The sequence below is a fragment of the Acinetobacter sp. CAU_H_S170_2 genome (assembly GCF_058890445.1).
Genome location: NZ_JBZYAE010000001.1, coordinates 925576 through 941320, shown reverse-complemented (window position 1 = coordinate 941320; position 15745 = coordinate 925576). Strand labels below are relative to the sequence as shown.

The window sequence follows — 15745 nt, the reverse complement described above, 5'->3', positions numbered from 1 at the left end:
GAATGCCCATGCATTATGCGGCCTGTTCGTCTCGTTTAAAGACCAACTCACCTTTTAATGAGCTGTCAGCATCAAAATAATAACCATCTGTCTGGAATGATTTTAACCCTTCAATTTGATCAATTTGGTTTTCAATCATATAACGCGCCATCAAACCACGCGCTTTTTTAGCATAGAAACTAATGACTTTATATTTGCCATTTTTCTGATCTAAAAACACAGGTTTAATAATCTCTGCTTGGATTTTGCTCTCTTTCACAGACTTATAGTATTCATCCGAAGCAATATTCAGCAAAATTTTCGAACCTGCCTGTTCTAAATCTTGGTTAATTAAATCGGTAATGTGATTGCCCCAAAACTCATACAGATTATGTCCGCGTGGGTTAGCCAGCTTGGTTCCCATCTCTAAACGATACGGCATCATCAAGTCCAATGGACGTAGCAAACCATATAAACCTGAGAGCATTCTTAAATGTTGCTGTGCATATTCAATGTTCGACTCTGACAAATGATAAGCATCTAAACCAGTATAGACATCGCCCTTAAAAGCAAACATGGCTTGTCGCGCATTGGCAAAGTTGAATTCTGGCTGCCAATCGCGAAAACGATCGACATTTAAGGTGGCAATTTTTTCACTGACGCTCATTAAGCTTGCAATTTCACTTGCTGACAGTTTGCGAGTAACTTCGATCAATTCTTGGGAATGTTGCAGCAATCTGGGTTGTGTATACGTATCGGTAGGTAAAGCAGTTTGGTAATCTAAAGTTTTGGCAGGAGAAACAAGGGCAAGCATAGATAACCTGATTAAAAAACAATTAAACAGACTATATCAGTAGACTTATTTTATTACCAATCTGTGTTTTTAATAAGCATAAACGGTTAAACTAGCCCATTCTCCTGTTATATGTATCGATTCTCTATGTCTGAGCAGATGTTCATTCAAGGTCCAGTTGGGCAAATTGAAGTTTTTGTAGATTATCCACAGGGTGAAGTGAAAGGATTCGCGGTAGTTACTCACCCCCATCCACTCCAAGGTGGTACACCTCAACACAAGGTTCCAGCATTGCTTGCGCAAATGTTCTTAGAACGCGGTTGTATTGTGTACCGTCCGAGTTTCCGTGGCTCAGGTCAAAGTGTTGGTCTACACGACGAAGGTCATGGCGAAACTGATGATGTTCTTGAAGTGATTAAGCATGCTCGTGCAGCACATACAACTTTACCCTTCTATGCAGGTGGCTTTAGTTTCGGTGCGCATGTCATGGCGAAATGCTATGACGCTTTACAAGAAGAAATTCGACCAAAACAAACCATTTTATGTGGTCTACCAACGGCAACGGTCGCTGGTGTACGCCACTATGTAACACCACAGCTTAAAGGTGACATCTTATTCATTCATGGCGAAGCCGATGAAGTAACCTTACTGTCTGACATGATTACGTGGGCTAAACCGCAGCGCCATTTAGTGACTGTATTACCTGGTGCAAACCATTTCTTTACCGGTTACTTAAAACAGTTACGTATTGCGATTACACGTTTCTTGTGGATTTAACGCATCACTCAGTTCAGGAAAGAAATGGCTGTCTAACATTAGTCCCTTTCTTTCTTGAACTTTTTATTTTTAATCTAGATGTATCTCTTTTTCTATTCCAACGCTTAATACGCCATTTCCAGCAGCTTCATTAGTCGTCCCTTATATATCTTCTGTTCCCAAAATAATTTTAAGTTTCCTTTTGAGCGCTAAACTCAATCAGCACTACCTCCATCAAATACCTGTTTTAAAAATAAGTAAGGATTTAATCCTGCTAATGGTACTTTATGCAACAATCTACGCTTGAACTTGATATATTCTGCACATCATTATTCAAATAATAAATTATACAATCAACATCTTAGCTCGTGAGAGCTATTCATTTAAATAATTTTTAAAATATTCAGGGATTTTATGAAAACAATTCTCGGGGCAGTTTTAGTCACTATAGCCACCACGTCAGCCTGTGCTCAGGACATTATAGGGACTTGGCGTTATATCGATGATAAAACTGGAGAACCCAAAGGTCTGGTGAAAATTGAAAAGCAAGCCAATGGGACTTATGCTGGAACTGCACTAAAAGCAACTCCTCGTCCAGGCTATACAGCTAAAGAATTCTGCACCAACTGCCCTGCACCCTACACCGATAAGCCTATTATTGGTATGCAAGTGATTACCGGTTTAAAGACCGAAAACAATATTAATTATACACATGGCAAAATCATTGATCCCGTTTCAGGCAAGCTGTATAGCCTAAAAGGTAAAATTAGCCCAAATGGGAAAAAGCTATTCTTAAGAGGATATTTAGGCGTTTCTGCTGTGGGACGTAGCCAAACTTGGTTACGTGTGGAATAAGTCTTATAGCACATCCAGTTATAAGCGCGTTGATCCATCAAAATATTAAACGTGTTCTGTTCTAAAAAAATGCTGAATTAGGAAAAACCAATTCAGCATTTTTTATCTATTCAATTGGCCTTTCCACTCAAACTCAGTAAAACTTTTATCTGTTTTTAGTGTGGTTTCAACCGCTTGTGCCAATTGATTTAACAAGCTTCGTTCAGCAATTCGGTCTAACCAGTCTTGCTCTTCATCTGGATAAGACGCAATTTCGCACACCAGATTTCCTTCGCTGTCATGACCTTGGCACGTAATAGACAGGGGCAAAGTATGATTATCAACACTCACAGCCACCTGATCACCACTTTGTGGCAAAGTTTCAAAACCAAATTGACCTAACTTTTGAACCAGCAAGTCTTGTACTTGCTTCTGTACTACACCGCTTTCATTTACATCCTGCTGCTGTCCATGCTGTGCTGTAAATTGTAATTTTCTCATTGATCATTCCAAAGGCTTTTTTGTTATATGGGTTTAGCATAATGACTTAACACAAAACAGCCAAGCAAAAGCTTGGCTGTTTTCACACAAAATCTCTAAGCTTTAGTCTTATTCAGTGACTTGGATCGCTAAACCAGCTTGATTACTTAATTGCGTGAAGGTCGGGAAACTCGTGGCAACCGTTTCAGTGCCAATGATTTTAATTTCACCAGAGGTGCGTAAGCCGGCCATTGAGAAACTCATCGCAATACGGTGATCATGATGTGATTCAATTTCGCCACCGGTGAAAATCGCACCCCATTCACCCGAATGACCTTTACCTTCAATGATGATGCCATCGTCAGTCGGCGTACAATCGATACCCATGGTTTTTAAACCATCTGCCATCACTTGAATACGGTCTGATTCTTTCACACGCAGCTCAGCAGCACCCGTTAATACTGTTTGCCCTTCAGCACATGCCGCAGCAATGAATAATGCAGGGAATTCATCAATCGCCAATGGCACTTGATCTTCAGGCATATGAATACCTTTGAGTGTACGTGTGCCTTGAATACGAATGTCTGCAATCGGCTCACCGCCTGCAATACGTTCATTTTCAACCGTAATGTCTGCACCCATTTGTTTCAAAATCTCGATCACACCTGTACGCGTTGGGTTAATGCCCACTGCTTCTAAAGTGACGTCTGAACCTTCAGTAATCGCAGCACCCACCATAAAGAAAGCAGCCGATGAAATATCTGATGGCACTTGAATCTCTGTACCAACTAACTTACCGCCACCTTGCAGTGAAATACGGTTGCCTTCTGTTTTCACGTCATAACCAAATGCACGTAGCATACGTTCAGTATGATCACGCGTAGGTTCTGGTTCGGTAACAGATGTTTCACCTGCTGCCCACAAACCTGCCAATAAAATCCCAGATTTCACCTGCGCAGATGCCATTGGCAAATCATAGTGAATGCCTTGCAAAGCTTGGTTTCCAGTGATCGAAACAGGAGGTGTACCACGCTCACCTGTGGTTTGAATCTGTGCGCCCATTTCGCGTAACGGTTTAGCAATACGTTCCATTGGACGCTTCGACAGTGATGCATCACCCGTCATGACAGAGTCAAATTTTTGTGCAGAAAGCATCCCTGAAAGCAGACGCATTGAAGTCCCTGAGTTACCCATGTAAAGCGCACTTGCTGGCGCTTTTAGGCCATTTACGCCCACACCATGAATCGTCACTTCACCATTTTTAGGACCTTCAATGCTGACGCCCATATCACGGAAGGCTTGTAAGGTTGCTAACGCGTCTTCACCTTCCAAGAAACCTGTCACATGCGTCGTTCCTTCCGCAATTGCACCAAACATGATTGAACGGTGTGACACAGATTTATCGCCTGGCACGCTAAACTTACCTTGGAAACTCTTTTTACCCGGTAATATGGTGAATTGCTGTGTCGTCACTTTATTGCTCTCCATGAAAGGTTTTTGAGCCAGCATATGGTTAAAATGCTGGCGTGCTGCTTGCGCATGTCCAAGCAAGCCCATTAAAGCATGTGAATCTTCATCTTCAATGAGTTTACGAATCGTAGCCAGTTGGTTTTCAAAACCATCTACGGCATTTAAAATGGCTTTTTTATTGGCAAAAAAGATGTCATGCCACATTTGTGGGTCACTTGCCGCAATTCGAGAAAAATCGCGGAATCCCCCCGCAGCATAGCGGAAAATGTCTAAATTATCTTCACGGTTTGCCAGTTGTTCAACTAAGTTAAAAGCCATCAAATGCGGAAGATGACTGGTATGTGCCAAGACTTCATCATGCTTGGCCACATCCATACAAATCACTTCTGCTTTCGCAGCTTGCCACAGTTGGATCAGTTTCTCTACAGCCCAATCAGCACTGGTTGGTAACGGTGTCAAAATCACTTTATGATTTGCAAATAAATCGACCTTACCTGCATACACACCTGTATGTTCTGCACCCGCAATTGGATGCCCCGGTACAAAGCCAGCAGGTAATGCTTCGCCGTACACGGCTTTGGCCGCGTCGACCACATTGCCTTTGGTACTGCCCACATCGGTAATAATCGTATGTTCTTGCAAATATGGTTTGATGGTTTCCAATACTTTTTGCGTTGCACGAACAGGCAAAGCTAAAACCACCAAGTCCGCACCTTGAACCGCCTGTACAGGATCGCTATACCCCTGTTGGATTAATCCCAAAGCTTTGGCATCCTGTAAGGTTTTTTCCGAACGTGTAGAGGCTACAATATTTTGGGTTAAACCTTCAGCAATCATCACCCGTGCAAGACTTGAACCAATCAGTCCAAGACCAATAAATGCAACTTTTTCAAATAGTGGCACAGACATAATTTAAACGTTCGCCTCTAAACCTAGTACGTTGGCCAAAGCCGTTAGAAATTTCGTATTTTCAGCTTCAGTTCCAATCGATACTCGTAAATGATTGGCGATGCCCACAGGACGAACAATCACCCCTTCTTTTAATAAAGCATTAAAAGTTTGTGCAGGATCGGCTTGTATATCGACCAAAATAAAGTTGGCACGAGAAGGCTCATAGTTTAGGCCTAGCGCTTTAAAACCTGTTTCAAGTTGCACCATGCCCGCTTTATTGACCACACGTGATTTCTCAATGAAATCTTCATCTTTTAGTGCAGCAACTGCTGCCACCATGGCTAAATGGTTGACGTTAAACGGCTGACGAATACGATTTAAGAAATCTGTCACTTCTGCCGATGCTAAAGCAAAGCCAACACGTAATGCCGCTAAACCAAAGCACTTTGACATGGTACGGCTAACAATCAGGTTCGGATACTGTGCTAAAAACTTTAAGCTATTAAAGTTTTCTGGGAAATATTCCACATAAGCCTCATCCAAAACCACGATCACATGACTCGGTACTTTTTGCATGAAGCGCTCAAATTCAGCCTCTTCAAACCAAGTTCCTGTCGGATTATTGGGATTCGCAATAAACACCAATTTGGTATTGTCTTTAATTGCCGCCGCCATCGCGTCAAGGTCATGCGAAAAACCTTGAGCAGGTACCTCAATCGCTTCAGCGTTGATGGCTTGCGTGACCAGAGCATAAACTGCAAATGCGTGTTGGCTATACACCACCGAGTCTTTATCTGAAACAAATGCACGGGCAAAAATTTCAAGTAGATCGTTTGAACCATTGCCTAAAGTAATACAATCATGTGCTACACCAAACTGCGCATGAATTTGATCCTTCAAAATAAAACCACCACCGTCTGGATATCGTCCAATTTCCGCCAATTCAGCAGCAACTGCTTCTTTTACTTTGTCCGAACAACCCAAAGGGTTTTCATTTGAAGCAAGCTTAACAATATCGGTCATTCCCAATTCACGCTCTAATTCGCTGATTGGCTTACCTGGTTGATATGGTTTTAACTTCGCAATACCTTCATTGGCTGGAGCAAACGACATGTGACCTTTCCATTCTTACAAGTGGTGTACATGGTTGAGTTTGGAACAAACCCAACCACCTTAGAGATTACAGTACTGCAATCGGGTATGAACCCAATACTCGAACTTCTTTCACAAGTGGACGAATCTCTTCAATCGCCGCTTTAACATTGTCTTGTTCCACATGACCTTCTAAGTCGATGAAGAAGACATAAGCCCATTTTTCAGGCAATGCAGGACGCGTTTCGATACTGGTCAAACTAATGTTGTGCTTTGCAAATGGTGCAAGGATTTCCAATAATGCACCTGCACGATCATGTGCAGAAATCAGCAATGACGTTTTATCATTACCGCTTTGCGGGATTCTTTCACGACCAATCACCAAGAAACGTGTAGTGTTCTCAGGATTATCTTCAATATTGCTGTGTAAAATTTCTAAGTCATAAATACTTGCTGCAACATCAGATGCAATAGCAGCCGAATGCCATTCAGTACGAATACGACGTGCCGCTTCAGCATTCGAGCTTAAAGCAACACGTTCCACACCTGGATAGTGTGCGTCCAACCATGCACGGCACTGCGCCAAAGTTTGCTGATGTGCATAAATTTGTTTAATACTGTCTTTACGCGTGTTTTCAGACACAAGAAACTGTTGATGAATACGCAATTCAACTTCACCAATCACATTTAAGTGTGAGGCTTTAAAACAATCTAAAGTATGGTTGACCACACCTTCTGACGAGTTTTCTACCGGCACCAAACCATAGTGGGCACTGCCTGCTTCCACTTCACGGAACACTTCATCAATGGTCGGTAAAGGACGAACTACAGCATCATGTCCAAAATGCTTCAACACCGCAGAGTGCGTATAAGTACCAACAGGACCTAAAAATGCAATACTTTGCGGTGCTTCTAGAGCCAAACATGCAGACATGATTTCACGGAACAAACGTGCCATGGTCACATCAGATAAAGGGCCTTCATTACGCTCCATAACATTCCGTAAAACTTGCGCTTCACGTTCTGGACGGTAAAACATTGGATTCTCTTCAGAAGCAAATTTTGCTTTTGCAACAGCTTCCGCCAGTTTCGCTCGACGGTTAATAAGTTGTTGAATCTGTTGATCAACAGAGTCGATATCCTGACGGATTTGGTTGAGGTCAAGAGAAGTCGTTGTGTTTTGATCGTCTTGGATCATTGTTATGTCGCCCTTCATATACATTGTGCAAACAGTATAACAATAGTTAGCTTTGAAATCTTGCGCAATAAGACTTTGCATGTTTCAGTGCTAAAAACATACAGTTGATTTAATCATCAAGTTTATCAATAAACTGCCCCAATAATAGACATCAATAAAACCACTGAGCCCTGCCTATTTTCTTCTTGCTGTTATGCATAGAACAACACTCAAGCAAAACACTAAGACGATGGTATTTGGGTCTTAACTCAACGCTTTTAAAGCTGTATCTAGATTTTGAAAATTTTTGCTACACCTTCACAAAAATCACCATTCATCCGTATTTCAGTGCGTTAGAATATCTTTTAAAATATGCTTTACTTAAGTTGACGTATTCATAACAAAGAGAGTATGCAGCAGCAGCGATTGCTCTATAGTCTCAATAAAACAAAACAATAATGAACTGTAGGTACTGTCATGCACAAAAAAATTGCAGTCTTGGTCACCTATGACTTTGAGGATGCCGAATATGCTGAACCCGTAGAAGCATTTCGAGCAGCTCGGCATAGTATTATTAACCTTGAAAGTCAGGCTGGCAAAATCATTTATGGCAAAAAGCGTAGAGCCTTTGTCACCATCGACCAAAGTATCGATGACGCCTCCGTACATGACTTCGATGCCTTACTCATTCCAGGCGGTTTTTCGCCAGACAACCTGTGCCAAGATGAACGCTATATCTTATTTGTCAGGCACTTTGCAAACACGCAAAAACCTATTTTATGCAGTGCTGATGCACCCAAAATTTTAATGCATGCTGGAGTTGTGAAAGGTAGACGCATGACGTGTATCCATCACCTTCATCAAGACTTAAAAGATGCAGGTGCCGTGCTATATGACACAGGTGTTATGAATGACAATAATTTATACATTTCATCGCAAACCCAATATGACCTACCCGCCTTTATACAAGAAAGTTTATTGGTACTGAACCGATAAAAAAGAGCCTACTTGAGGCTCTTTTTAGACACATGTTTATATCAACACCTAAGGCTTAGCGGCCAAGTAAGCTACGTGCGACAATTTCTTTCATAATTTCATTGGTCCCGCCGTAGATGCGTTGAATACGTGCATCGACAAAGAAACGTGAAATTGGATATTCACTCATATAGCCATAGCCCCCAAAGAGCTGCAATAAATTATCTGCCACCTTCATTTGCATATCTGTTGAAAAACTTTTTAGCGCAGCTGCGGTTTCGACATCCAGCTTACCTTGCATATAAAGCTCAACGTTTTGATTATAAAAAGCAGCTGTAGCTTGTTCATCAATCTTAGCTTGAGCCAAAACAAAGCGTGTATTTTGAAACTGCGAAATATGTTGACCAAAGGCTTGACGCTCTTTGACGTATTGGATAGTGACATCTATCGAACCGCGAATTGCACCTATAGCCGTTGCTGCAATTGCTGTACGCTCTCGTGGTAGCTCTTGCATCAAATAAGCAAAACCTTGACCTGCTTGTCCCAATAATTGATCTTTCGGGACTTTCACATTGTCATAAAACAACTCAGAAGTATCTTGTGAATGCAGCCCAATTTTGTCGAGGTTGGTGCCTTTTTTAAACCCATCCAAATGGGTATCGACCAACATCAGCGAAACACCCTTTGCGCGGGCTTGCGGATCAGTTTTTACCGCCAACACCACAAGGTCGGCATGCTGCCCATTGGAAATAAAAGTTTTAGAGCCATTTAAAATATAATGCTCCCCTTGCAAAATGGCATTACTTCGCATGGCTTGCAAATCTGAACCCGCACCCGGTTCCGTCATTCCAATCGCACCGACCACTTCACCTGACACCATTTTAGGTAACCAGTACTGCTTCTGCGCTTCCGTTCCAATGTGCAAAATATAAGGCGCAGCAATTTCAGAGTGACAAGAAATACCTGTCGATAAAGCACTAAAACCCGCACGTGCCGACTCTTCCACCAACATCAGTGAATAATGCGTTGGAACACCATAACCGCCATATTCCTCAGGTACATCGACACATAAGAAACCATTTTCACCCAAGGCATTCCAGACTGAGCGCGGCATTAAGCCTTCTAGTTCCCACTGTTCATAGTGTGGAGCAATGTGTTCATTCATAAAACGGCGAAAGTTATCGCGAAATAGTTCTAGGTCTGCATCGTAATTCAACATGCTTCTTCCTTGTAGTGACGTTATTTTATTATTCAGCTCACATGCTAGCCATTTTTAAGGCAACTGTCATGAACGCATCAGGCCATTTTATATTCCAATAAAAAAGGAAGCCCTTGGGCCATTGCTGTCCCACAATTTTTCACAAGAGGAAGCTCAAATGAGCTTCCTCTTGTTTTATGGGTATTTTATCGGGTGAAAATAAAGCTTTTAAAGTTCTTCTTTCAAACAAATTCACTTGAATTATTCTGAGTAAACGTTGAACTGTCCAACCTGTTTTTCCTAAATGTTGAGCGAAACTCACCAATAAATAGGCGATCATCGCAATCCAGATTTGTGTCTGAATTGCGTTCCTGCTGCGGCCTAGAAACGCTTTTAATTTGAGATTCTGCTTAATCGCCTTAAAGAACAGCTCAACTTTCCAACGATCTTTATAAATCGCCGCAATGGTGGAGGCGGCTAAATGAAAGTTATTGCTGAGAAAGCTAAAGTGCTTGCCACTTTGCTGATCTCTATATTCAATTCTTCTTAACACTGGGGCTTTTCTTTTTAGGGCATGTGCGCTATTCAGCTGAATGGTTTCATCTTTTAGAATACCTTTGGATTCAAGCACTGGATGTTGCTGGATCACCTGATACACAGATTTAGGCCTAAAACGTGTGACAAATCCAATGTTTTGAGCAGTCAGATTTGCATACCATTGGTAATCGACATAGCCTTTATCAAAAACTACAATGCTGCCAGTAGGAAACTGGAATTTGCGGCCTTGTACCATGTCATTTCTTTGCCATTTTCAACTGCAACAAACTCAGGAATATCATTGCTGTGATTCAATCCTATACTGAGTTTCATGCTGGCTTTTGAGTCGTGAACTTTGGCCCATTCACATAGGGAAAGCGACAGGTCAATATGACTGGCATCCAAGGAATACAAGGGATTCTTAAAGCGAAATTTATGAGCTACTTTTGAGTGTTCATAGTATTTAAGCAACTTGTAAAATAGCTGTTGATACAAGGCAGCAGGCTGCTGCTCATTGATTCGTGCCAGCGTGCTTCGGGGAATAGACTTTGCTCCGAGATGACTTAGCTTTTCCTGTTGGCACTCCAAATTGGATTGAATATCTCTCAGACTTTGCCTACAAGAGAATTGAGACATCAATATGGCAATAAACTGATTCCACCGGGAAGCCGCTCTAAATTTCTGTCCAACATGGTGTACTTTAGCAAGTTGTTCAAAATCCTGTCGCACAACAGGTTTAATTAGCTCATGAAATACGGTATTCTGATGTGACAAAACCTGAATCCTGGTCGTTAAAGTGTTTGTTTGCACTCATATTTTAACTGTTAGGACTCAGGTTTTTTTATTTAAAGCAAACTATGGGACAGCAGTGGCCCTTGGGCTTCCTTTTTAAGATGAACTGAAATTATGCGTGAGCATTTTCTTCAACAGCCATCAAGCGGTCTACTTCTTCTGGATTTGCAAGTGCGAAGTTTAATTTTTCTTGGTCTAACTGACCGACCCATTTCGCAACAACAATCGTTGCCAATGAGTTACCCACCAAGTTGGTTAAGGCACGTGCTTCAGACATGAAACGATCAATACCTAAAATGAGCGCAAGACCCGCCACTGGAATATGGCCAACGGCTGACAAAGTCGCTGCCATCACAATAAAGCCCGAACCTGTTACACCTGCAGCACCTTTCGATGAAATCAATAACACACCCAATAAAGTCACTTGGTGCATAAGATCCAGCTGAGTATTGGTCGCTTGTGCAATGAAAATTGCAGCCATTGTCAGGTAGATTGAGGTACCGTCTAAGTTAAATGAATAACCTGTTGGAATAACCAAACCAACCACTGACTTTTCACAACCTGCAATTTCAAGCTTTTTCAGCATACGCGGTAAAACCGACTCTGAAGATGAGGTACCCAGTACGATCAACAACTCTTCGCGAATCATACGAATCATTTTCAAAATACTGAAGCCACAAAGACGTGAAATTGTGCCTAAAACCAAGAAAATGAAAAGTAAACAGGTAATGTAGAAACAGATGATCAACTGAGCAAGTTGCGCCAAGCTACCAATACCATATTTACCAATGGTATATGCCATTGCACCAAAAGCACCAATTGGAGCAAGTTTCATGATCATGTTTACAATGTTAAAGAACACATGAGAAATTTGATCGATGAACTTCAGTACAGGTTTACCTGCATCACCCAACTTATGTAATGCAAAACCAAACATCAAGGCAAAAAGTAGCACTTGCAGGATTTCACCTTCAGCAAATGCACCAACTACGGTGTTTGGAATAATATGCATAAAGAAATCGACAGTCGATTGCTGCTGACCAGATTCAACAAACTTTGAGATACCAGAAGTATCTAATGTTGAAGGGTCAACGTTCATGCCCACACCTGGCTTCCAGATGTTAATGACCAGTAAACCGATCAATAGTGCAATCGTCGATACAATTTCAAAGTAAAGTAGCGCAACACCGCCTGTTTTACCCACAGACTTCATACTTTCCATACCCGCGATACCACTCACGACGGTACAGAAAATTACTGGCGCAATAATCATCTTGATCAGCTTAATAAAGCCTTGACCTAGAGGATAAAAAAGCTCGCCCCAGCCAGGTACATATTTTTCAACGCCATTGATAACTTGCGTACCACTAGGGAAAAAATGTCCTACTAAGATACCCGCAATAATCGCGACAATAACTTGAAAATATAGTGACTTATAGATTGGTTTCTTAGTCATAACGAATACTTCTGTAAATCAAAAGACTGAAAAAAATCGGTATACCTATACTTCCTCATAGGTAGTTGGCTTTCTGATAAACACAAAAAAGCCCACAGTTTGGACCGCATCCAAACACCGGGTAAAAAATCATGGTGTACAAACAACAGCACTGTGACAAAAATCACAGTTCATTCACATTTACTGCAATGGGAGAGACTAAAAACTAGCGAGTCACAATTATTGGGTAAATTTTACCTAACATTCTTTAATCAAAGTAAACTGATTTCAATCATAATGTATAAAATCTAAACAATATGACTTATACTTTAGTCTAATAGTGGAAAATTTATTTAAAATTAAAAGTGCTGTTTTTTTTGATTGTTCCACTAAAATAGCACAACACAGCCTTCACTTACTTTGGTTTTTCCATGAACAACAAAAGAAATATTTATAAAGATGCTGAGCACCCTTTTGCCCAGTTTGTTCGCATTATTGGCAAAGGGAAAAATGGGGCACGCTCACTCAGTTATGAAGAAGCTTACCAAGCCTTTGATATGATCTTGAAAAATCAAGTGTTAGATGTACAGCTCGGTGCATTTCTGATGCTACTACGAGTTAAGGAAGAGTCTGTAGATGAACTGGCAGGCTTTGTTCAAGCCACACGAGATCAACTGCCGTTCACGCCTTTAGAGGTCGATTTAGACTGGTCTTCTTATGCAGGCAAGCGTAAACACTATCCATGGTTTCTCTTAGCGGCACTGACTTTAGCTAAAGCAGGTTATAAGGTCGTGATGCACGGAGCATCAGGTCATACCATTAACCGTATTTATACTGAACAGGTATTAGAATATCTCGATTTTAATATTTGCCAAACTCAAGCAGATGTGGAACAGGAATTAGCGAAGTGTAATTTTGCGTATTTACCGCTGCACGCCATCTCCCCGATTTTAAGTGACTTAATTTCACTACGAAATGTTATGGGTCTTCGTTCACCCATTCATACACTTGCGCGCTTGATCAATCCATTTAATGCTAAAGCGACCTTGCAAGCTATTTTCCACCCTGCCTATCGTGGTTCGCATCAGCAAGCAGCATTTAAACTGGGCTATCAAAATAGTGCGGTCATTAAAGGTGAAGGCGGCGAATTTGAACGTAACCCAGATGCCAAAACACTGATCTGCGGCATTAAAAATGGTGAACTCTACGAACATGAGCTACCTAAACTCACCGACAACCGAAGCCCAATTGAAGAAGAGTTAGATTTGGCTGAGTTTAAAGCAGTTTGGCTGGGTGAAAAACAGCATGAATATGGTGAAATGGCAGTGACTGAAACCATTGGCATTGCGCTCTATACCATGGGAGTGTGCGATACGTATGGCGATGCCATGCAACAAGCCAAGCAGCTTTGGCACACCCGTTTCTAAGCTGAGAGGACAAACAAAAGCGTGAACGTTATTCGTCACGCTTTTCGACCCAGTAAAAGTCGGCCCAGTAAGGATAATGCTTTCCTAAAGAATGAATATTTCTGAGATTCAACTGATCACCAATATGAATGTCGATTTTTTGAGATTCATGATGGCCAGATAAATAAACATCTTTTTGTTGTCCAATGAGGCTTGAACAATAGAGTTGATGTCTTTTTATCTTTTTCGATGCTTCGCCTGCATAGGCGTTATGGATCTTTATTCCAATCAATAACATCGGATAACCATCATTTTTCATTGATGTGTATTGTGTGACGGGATTTTGAAAATTTTGACTCGGTAAAACAAAAACATCTAATAAACATTCAATTTTGCTTGCATCACTTATTGGCTCTGCAAATACATTGCTCGAAATTACAGTAATGAAGAACAAACTGAGTCGAGTGAGCTTTATTATTTTTATAAGCATAATGATTGAAACAGTTTTGAAGGTTATTCTTTTAAATTGAGTTGTTGAATCACCAAGCATCTGTTGCTGAGCGATTCAACGTATTTTAATCAATTAAATAAAACGAATAGGTTTAAATTCTGGTTCAGGCTCATGAGAATCACACTCCTCTCCTTCTTCTTTATGCCCTTTATCGATATAACCCGTACGTTCTTTTTCAGGAGTATTCTGATGCTCCCAAGCAATAACGGCTTGCATACAAGTTTGACGTTGTTCAGCAGTCAACGCAACGCCATTTGGCCATTTACCAATTTCTACAGCTGTTTTTAAACGCTCAACAATATCGGCATCTAAAATAGAAAGCATCTGTTCAATATTCATGATTTAATCCTGTTGAAAAGAGTCAAAATCTTGGTTCCACCCAAGTTTAGTTCGGCATGACATATAAAAATCATAACCCGGTGGATGTAATAAATTCAGTTTAAAGGGGTGCTTACGAATATGTAAGCTATCACCCACATTGAGTGAAACACTGTGTTGACCATCGGCACTGACCATCGGCAAGACACGGTTTTCACGAATCAGAAGCTTAATTTCACTGTGTCCACCCACCACAATCGGGCGTGAAGACAAGGTATGTGGATGCATCGGTACCAAAGCAATCGCATCCATCCCCGGATGCACGATTGGGCCACCACCTGACAACGAATAGGCTGTTGAACCCGTAGGCGTCGATACAATCAAACCATCACTGTGTTGACGGTAGACATATTGACCATCGATATTCAGTTCGAAGTCAATCATATGCACCGACTTACCCGAGTGTAGTACCACATCGTTTAGGGCAATCGCATCATAAATCGTCTCGCCCTTTGAGCGAATTTCCATTTCCAATAAGAAACGACGATCTAACTGAAACTCACCTTTTAAAACTTGATCGAGCTTAAAAATCACTTCAGTCGGCTTGATGTCGGTTAAAAAACCCAAACGCCCTCGGTTTACACCCATTACAGGAGTATTAAATTTAACCAAGGCACGTGCAGCATGCAGAAGTGAGCCATCCCCGCCCACCACAATCACCAAATCGACCACTTCACCCAGAAGTGCACGACTCACCGTTTGTGTATTTTTATAAGGAACCAGTTCAGCGGTTTGCGCATCAAAAACGGGATGTAACCCTAAGCTGAGTAGATGATCATGAATAAGACATAAGGTTTCGACGACTGAAGACTTATCTGGACGTCCAATTAAGCCTATGTTTCGAAATGTTTTATGTGAAATTTGCACCTGCAACATCGCTCCGCTACGATTCCCGCCTATCATAACATTATTTATTTAAATTGATTCAAAAACTAAAGTGACTGCTCCTACTCGCGGAATTGTCTATATTTCAGTTTGTTCACAGTTTAATTATTGCAAATTAGCGAAAAGCTTCGCATGATTAGCACAATTTCTCAGGAT

General features: G+C 41.3%; 14 protein-coding genes and 1 pseudogene. 4 read left to right on the top strand and 11 right to left on the bottom strand.

The window, feature by feature from the left end:
• Positions 1 to 13 precede the first annotated feature (13 nt).
• On the bottom strand, positions 14 to 793 hold the full coding sequence (yaaA, locus tag AC5EUN_RS04610; RefSeq protein WP_058951696.1) for a peroxide stress protein YaaA: 780 nt from the start codon (positions 791 to 793) through the stop codon (positions 14 to 16).
• A 126-nt stretch (positions 794 to 919) separates the two neighbouring features.
• On the opposite strand from yaaA, the gene AC5EUN_RS04605 reads away from it, so the two are divergent.
• Entirely contained in the window at positions 920 to 1549 is a 630-nt protein-coding gene (locus AC5EUN_RS04605; protein WP_010327145.1) for an alpha/beta hydrolase, read from the top strand.
• A gap of 393 nt (positions 1550 to 1942) precedes the next feature.
• Entirely contained in the window at positions 1943 to 2383 is a 441-nt protein-coding gene (locus tag AC5EUN_RS04600; RefSeq protein WP_010327146.1) for a DUF2147 domain-containing protein, read from the top strand.
• A 102-nt stretch (positions 2384 to 2485) separates the two neighbouring features.
• On the opposite strand, the gene AC5EUN_RS04595 is transcribed toward AC5EUN_RS04600, so the two are convergent.
• The 4 genes from AC5EUN_RS04595 to pheA all read right to left on the bottom strand — a co-directional run bounded on the left by AC5EUN_RS04595 (position 2486) and on the right by pheA (position 7493).
• Positions 2486 to 2863: a hypothetical protein gene (locus tag AC5EUN_RS04595; RefSeq protein WP_010327147.1), complete on the bottom strand. Its 378-nt coding sequence runs from the start codon at positions 2861 to 2863 to the stop codon at positions 2486 to 2488.
• A gap of 108 nt (positions 2864 to 2971) precedes the next feature.
• Positions 2972 to 5221, bottom strand: a complete 2250-nt coding sequence (locus AC5EUN_RS04590; protein WP_010327148.1) for a bifunctional prephenate dehydrogenase/3-phosphoshikimate 1-carboxyvinyltransferase — start codon at positions 5219 to 5221, stop codon at positions 2972 to 2974.
• Between the two features lie 3 nt (positions 5222 to 5224).
• Positions 5225 to 6316, bottom strand: a complete 1092-nt coding sequence (gene hisC / locus AC5EUN_RS04585; protein WP_010327149.1) for a histidinol-phosphate transaminase — start codon at positions 6314 to 6316, stop codon at positions 5225 to 5227.
• 67 nt (positions 6317 to 6383) lie between these two features.
• Positions 6384 to 7493, bottom strand: a complete 1110-nt coding sequence (pheA, locus tag AC5EUN_RS04580) for a prephenate dehydratase (RefSeq protein ID WP_493352180.1) — start codon at positions 7491 to 7493, stop codon at positions 6384 to 6386.
• 456 nt (positions 7494 to 7949) lie between these two features.
• Here pheA and AC5EUN_RS04575 point away from each other — a divergent pair, with 456 nt between their 5' ends.
• Entirely contained in the window at positions 7950 to 8468 is a 519-nt protein-coding gene (locus AC5EUN_RS04575; protein ID WP_010327150.1) for a DJ-1/PfpI family protein, read from the top strand.
• Between the two features lie 55 nt (positions 8469 to 8523).
• On the opposite strand, the gene AC5EUN_RS04570 is transcribed toward AC5EUN_RS04575, so the two are convergent.
• From AC5EUN_RS04570 to AC5EUN_RS04560, 3 genes and pseudogenes are all read right to left on the bottom strand, one after another.
• Entirely contained in the window at positions 8524 to 9666 is a 1143-nt protein-coding gene (locus AC5EUN_RS04570) for an acyl-CoA dehydrogenase family protein (RefSeq protein WP_010327151.1), read from the bottom strand.
• Between the two features lie 139 nt (positions 9667 to 9805).
• Positions 9806 to 10956: pseudogene (locus tag AC5EUN_RS04565) on the bottom strand (IS4-like element ISAbe18 family transposase).
• A gap of 130 nt (positions 10957 to 11086) precedes the next feature.
• On the bottom strand, positions 11087 to 12430 hold the full coding sequence (locus tag AC5EUN_RS04560; RefSeq protein WP_004696118.1) for a dicarboxylate/amino acid:cation symporter: 1344 nt from the start codon (positions 12428 to 12430) through the stop codon (positions 11087 to 11089).
• 410 nt (positions 12431 to 12840) lie between these two features.
• Here AC5EUN_RS04560 and AC5EUN_RS04555 point away from each other — a divergent pair, with 410 nt between their 5' ends.
• Positions 12841 to 13836, top strand: a complete 996-nt coding sequence (locus AC5EUN_RS04555; protein ID WP_010327152.1) for a glycosyl transferase family protein — start codon at positions 12841 to 12843, stop codon at positions 13834 to 13836.
• A 28-nt stretch (positions 13837 to 13864) separates the two neighbouring features.
• Here AC5EUN_RS04555 and AC5EUN_RS04550 read toward each other — a convergent pair whose 3' ends face one another.
• The 3 genes from AC5EUN_RS04550 to AC5EUN_RS04540 form a co-directional block, all read right to left on the bottom strand.
• On the bottom strand, positions 13865 to 14305 hold the full coding sequence (locus AC5EUN_RS04550; RefSeq protein WP_035330667.1) for a hypothetical protein: 441 nt from the start codon (positions 14303 to 14305) through the stop codon (positions 13865 to 13867).
• 93 nt (positions 14306 to 14398) lie between these two features.
• Positions 14399 to 14665 carry a YeaC family protein gene (locus tag AC5EUN_RS04545; RefSeq protein WP_010327154.1) on the bottom strand — a complete coding sequence of 89 codons (267 nt, stop codon included), beginning with the start codon at positions 14663 to 14665 and terminating at the stop codon, positions 14399 to 14401.
• Positions 14666 to 14668: 3 nt separating this feature from the next.
• Positions 14669 to 15607 (bottom strand): NAD(+) kinase, encoded by a 939-nt coding sequence (locus tag AC5EUN_RS04540; protein ID WP_004696112.1) that lies wholly within the window; start codon positions 15605 to 15607, stop codon positions 14669 to 14671.
• Positions 15608 to 15745 lie beyond the last annotated feature (138 nt).

Excerpts from the sequence above, each read along its gene's own strand:
- yaaA (WP_058951696.1), bottom strand. The coding sequence starts at position 793 with ATGCTTGCCCTTGTTTCTCCTGCCAAAACTTTAGATTACCAAACTGCT.
- AC5EUN_RS04605 (WP_010327145.1), top strand. The coding sequence starts at position 920 with ATGTCTGAGCAGATGTTCATTCAAGGTCCAGTTGGGCAAATTGAAGTT.
- AC5EUN_RS04600 (WP_010327146.1), top strand. The coding sequence starts at position 1,943 with ATGAAAACAATTCTCGGGGCAGTTTTAGTCACTATAGCCACCACGTCA.
- AC5EUN_RS04595 (WP_010327147.1), bottom strand. The coding sequence starts at position 2,863 with ATGAGAAAATTACAATTTACAGCACAGCATGGACAGCAGCAGGATGTA.
- AC5EUN_RS04590 (WP_010327148.1), bottom strand. The coding sequence starts at position 5,221 with ATGTCTGTGCCACTATTTGAAAAAGTTGCATTTATTGGTCTTGGACTG.
- hisC (WP_010327149.1), bottom strand. The coding sequence starts at position 6,316 with ATGTCGTTTGCTCCAGCCAATGAAGGTATTGCGAAGTTAAAACCATAT.
- pheA (WP_493352180.1), bottom strand. The coding sequence starts at position 7,493 with ATGATCCAAGACGATCAAAACACAACGACTTCTCTTGACCTCAACCAA.
- AC5EUN_RS04575 (WP_010327150.1), top strand. The coding sequence starts at position 7,950 with ATGCACAAAAAAATTGCAGTCTTGGTCACCTATGACTTTGAGGATGCC.
- AC5EUN_RS04570 (WP_010327151.1), bottom strand. The coding sequence starts at position 9,666 with ATGTTGAATTACGATGCAGACCTAGAACTATTTCGCGATAACTTTCGC.
- AC5EUN_RS04560 (WP_004696118.1), bottom strand. The coding sequence starts at position 12,430 with ATGACTAAGAAACCAATCTATAAGTCACTATATTTTCAAGTTATTGTC.
- AC5EUN_RS04555 (WP_010327152.1), top strand. The coding sequence starts at position 12,841 with ATGAACAACAAAAGAAATATTTATAAAGATGCTGAGCACCCTTTTGCC.
- AC5EUN_RS04550 (WP_035330667.1), bottom strand. The coding sequence starts at position 14,305 with ATGCTTATAAAAATAATAAAGCTCACTCGACTCAGTTTGTTCTTCATT.
- AC5EUN_RS04545 (WP_010327154.1), bottom strand. The coding sequence starts at position 14,665 with ATGAATATTGAACAGATGCTTTCTATTTTAGATGCCGATATTGTTGAG.
- AC5EUN_RS04540 (WP_004696112.1), bottom strand. The coding sequence starts at position 15,607 with ATGATAGGCGGGAATCGTAGCGGAGCGATGTTGCAGGTGCAAATTTCA.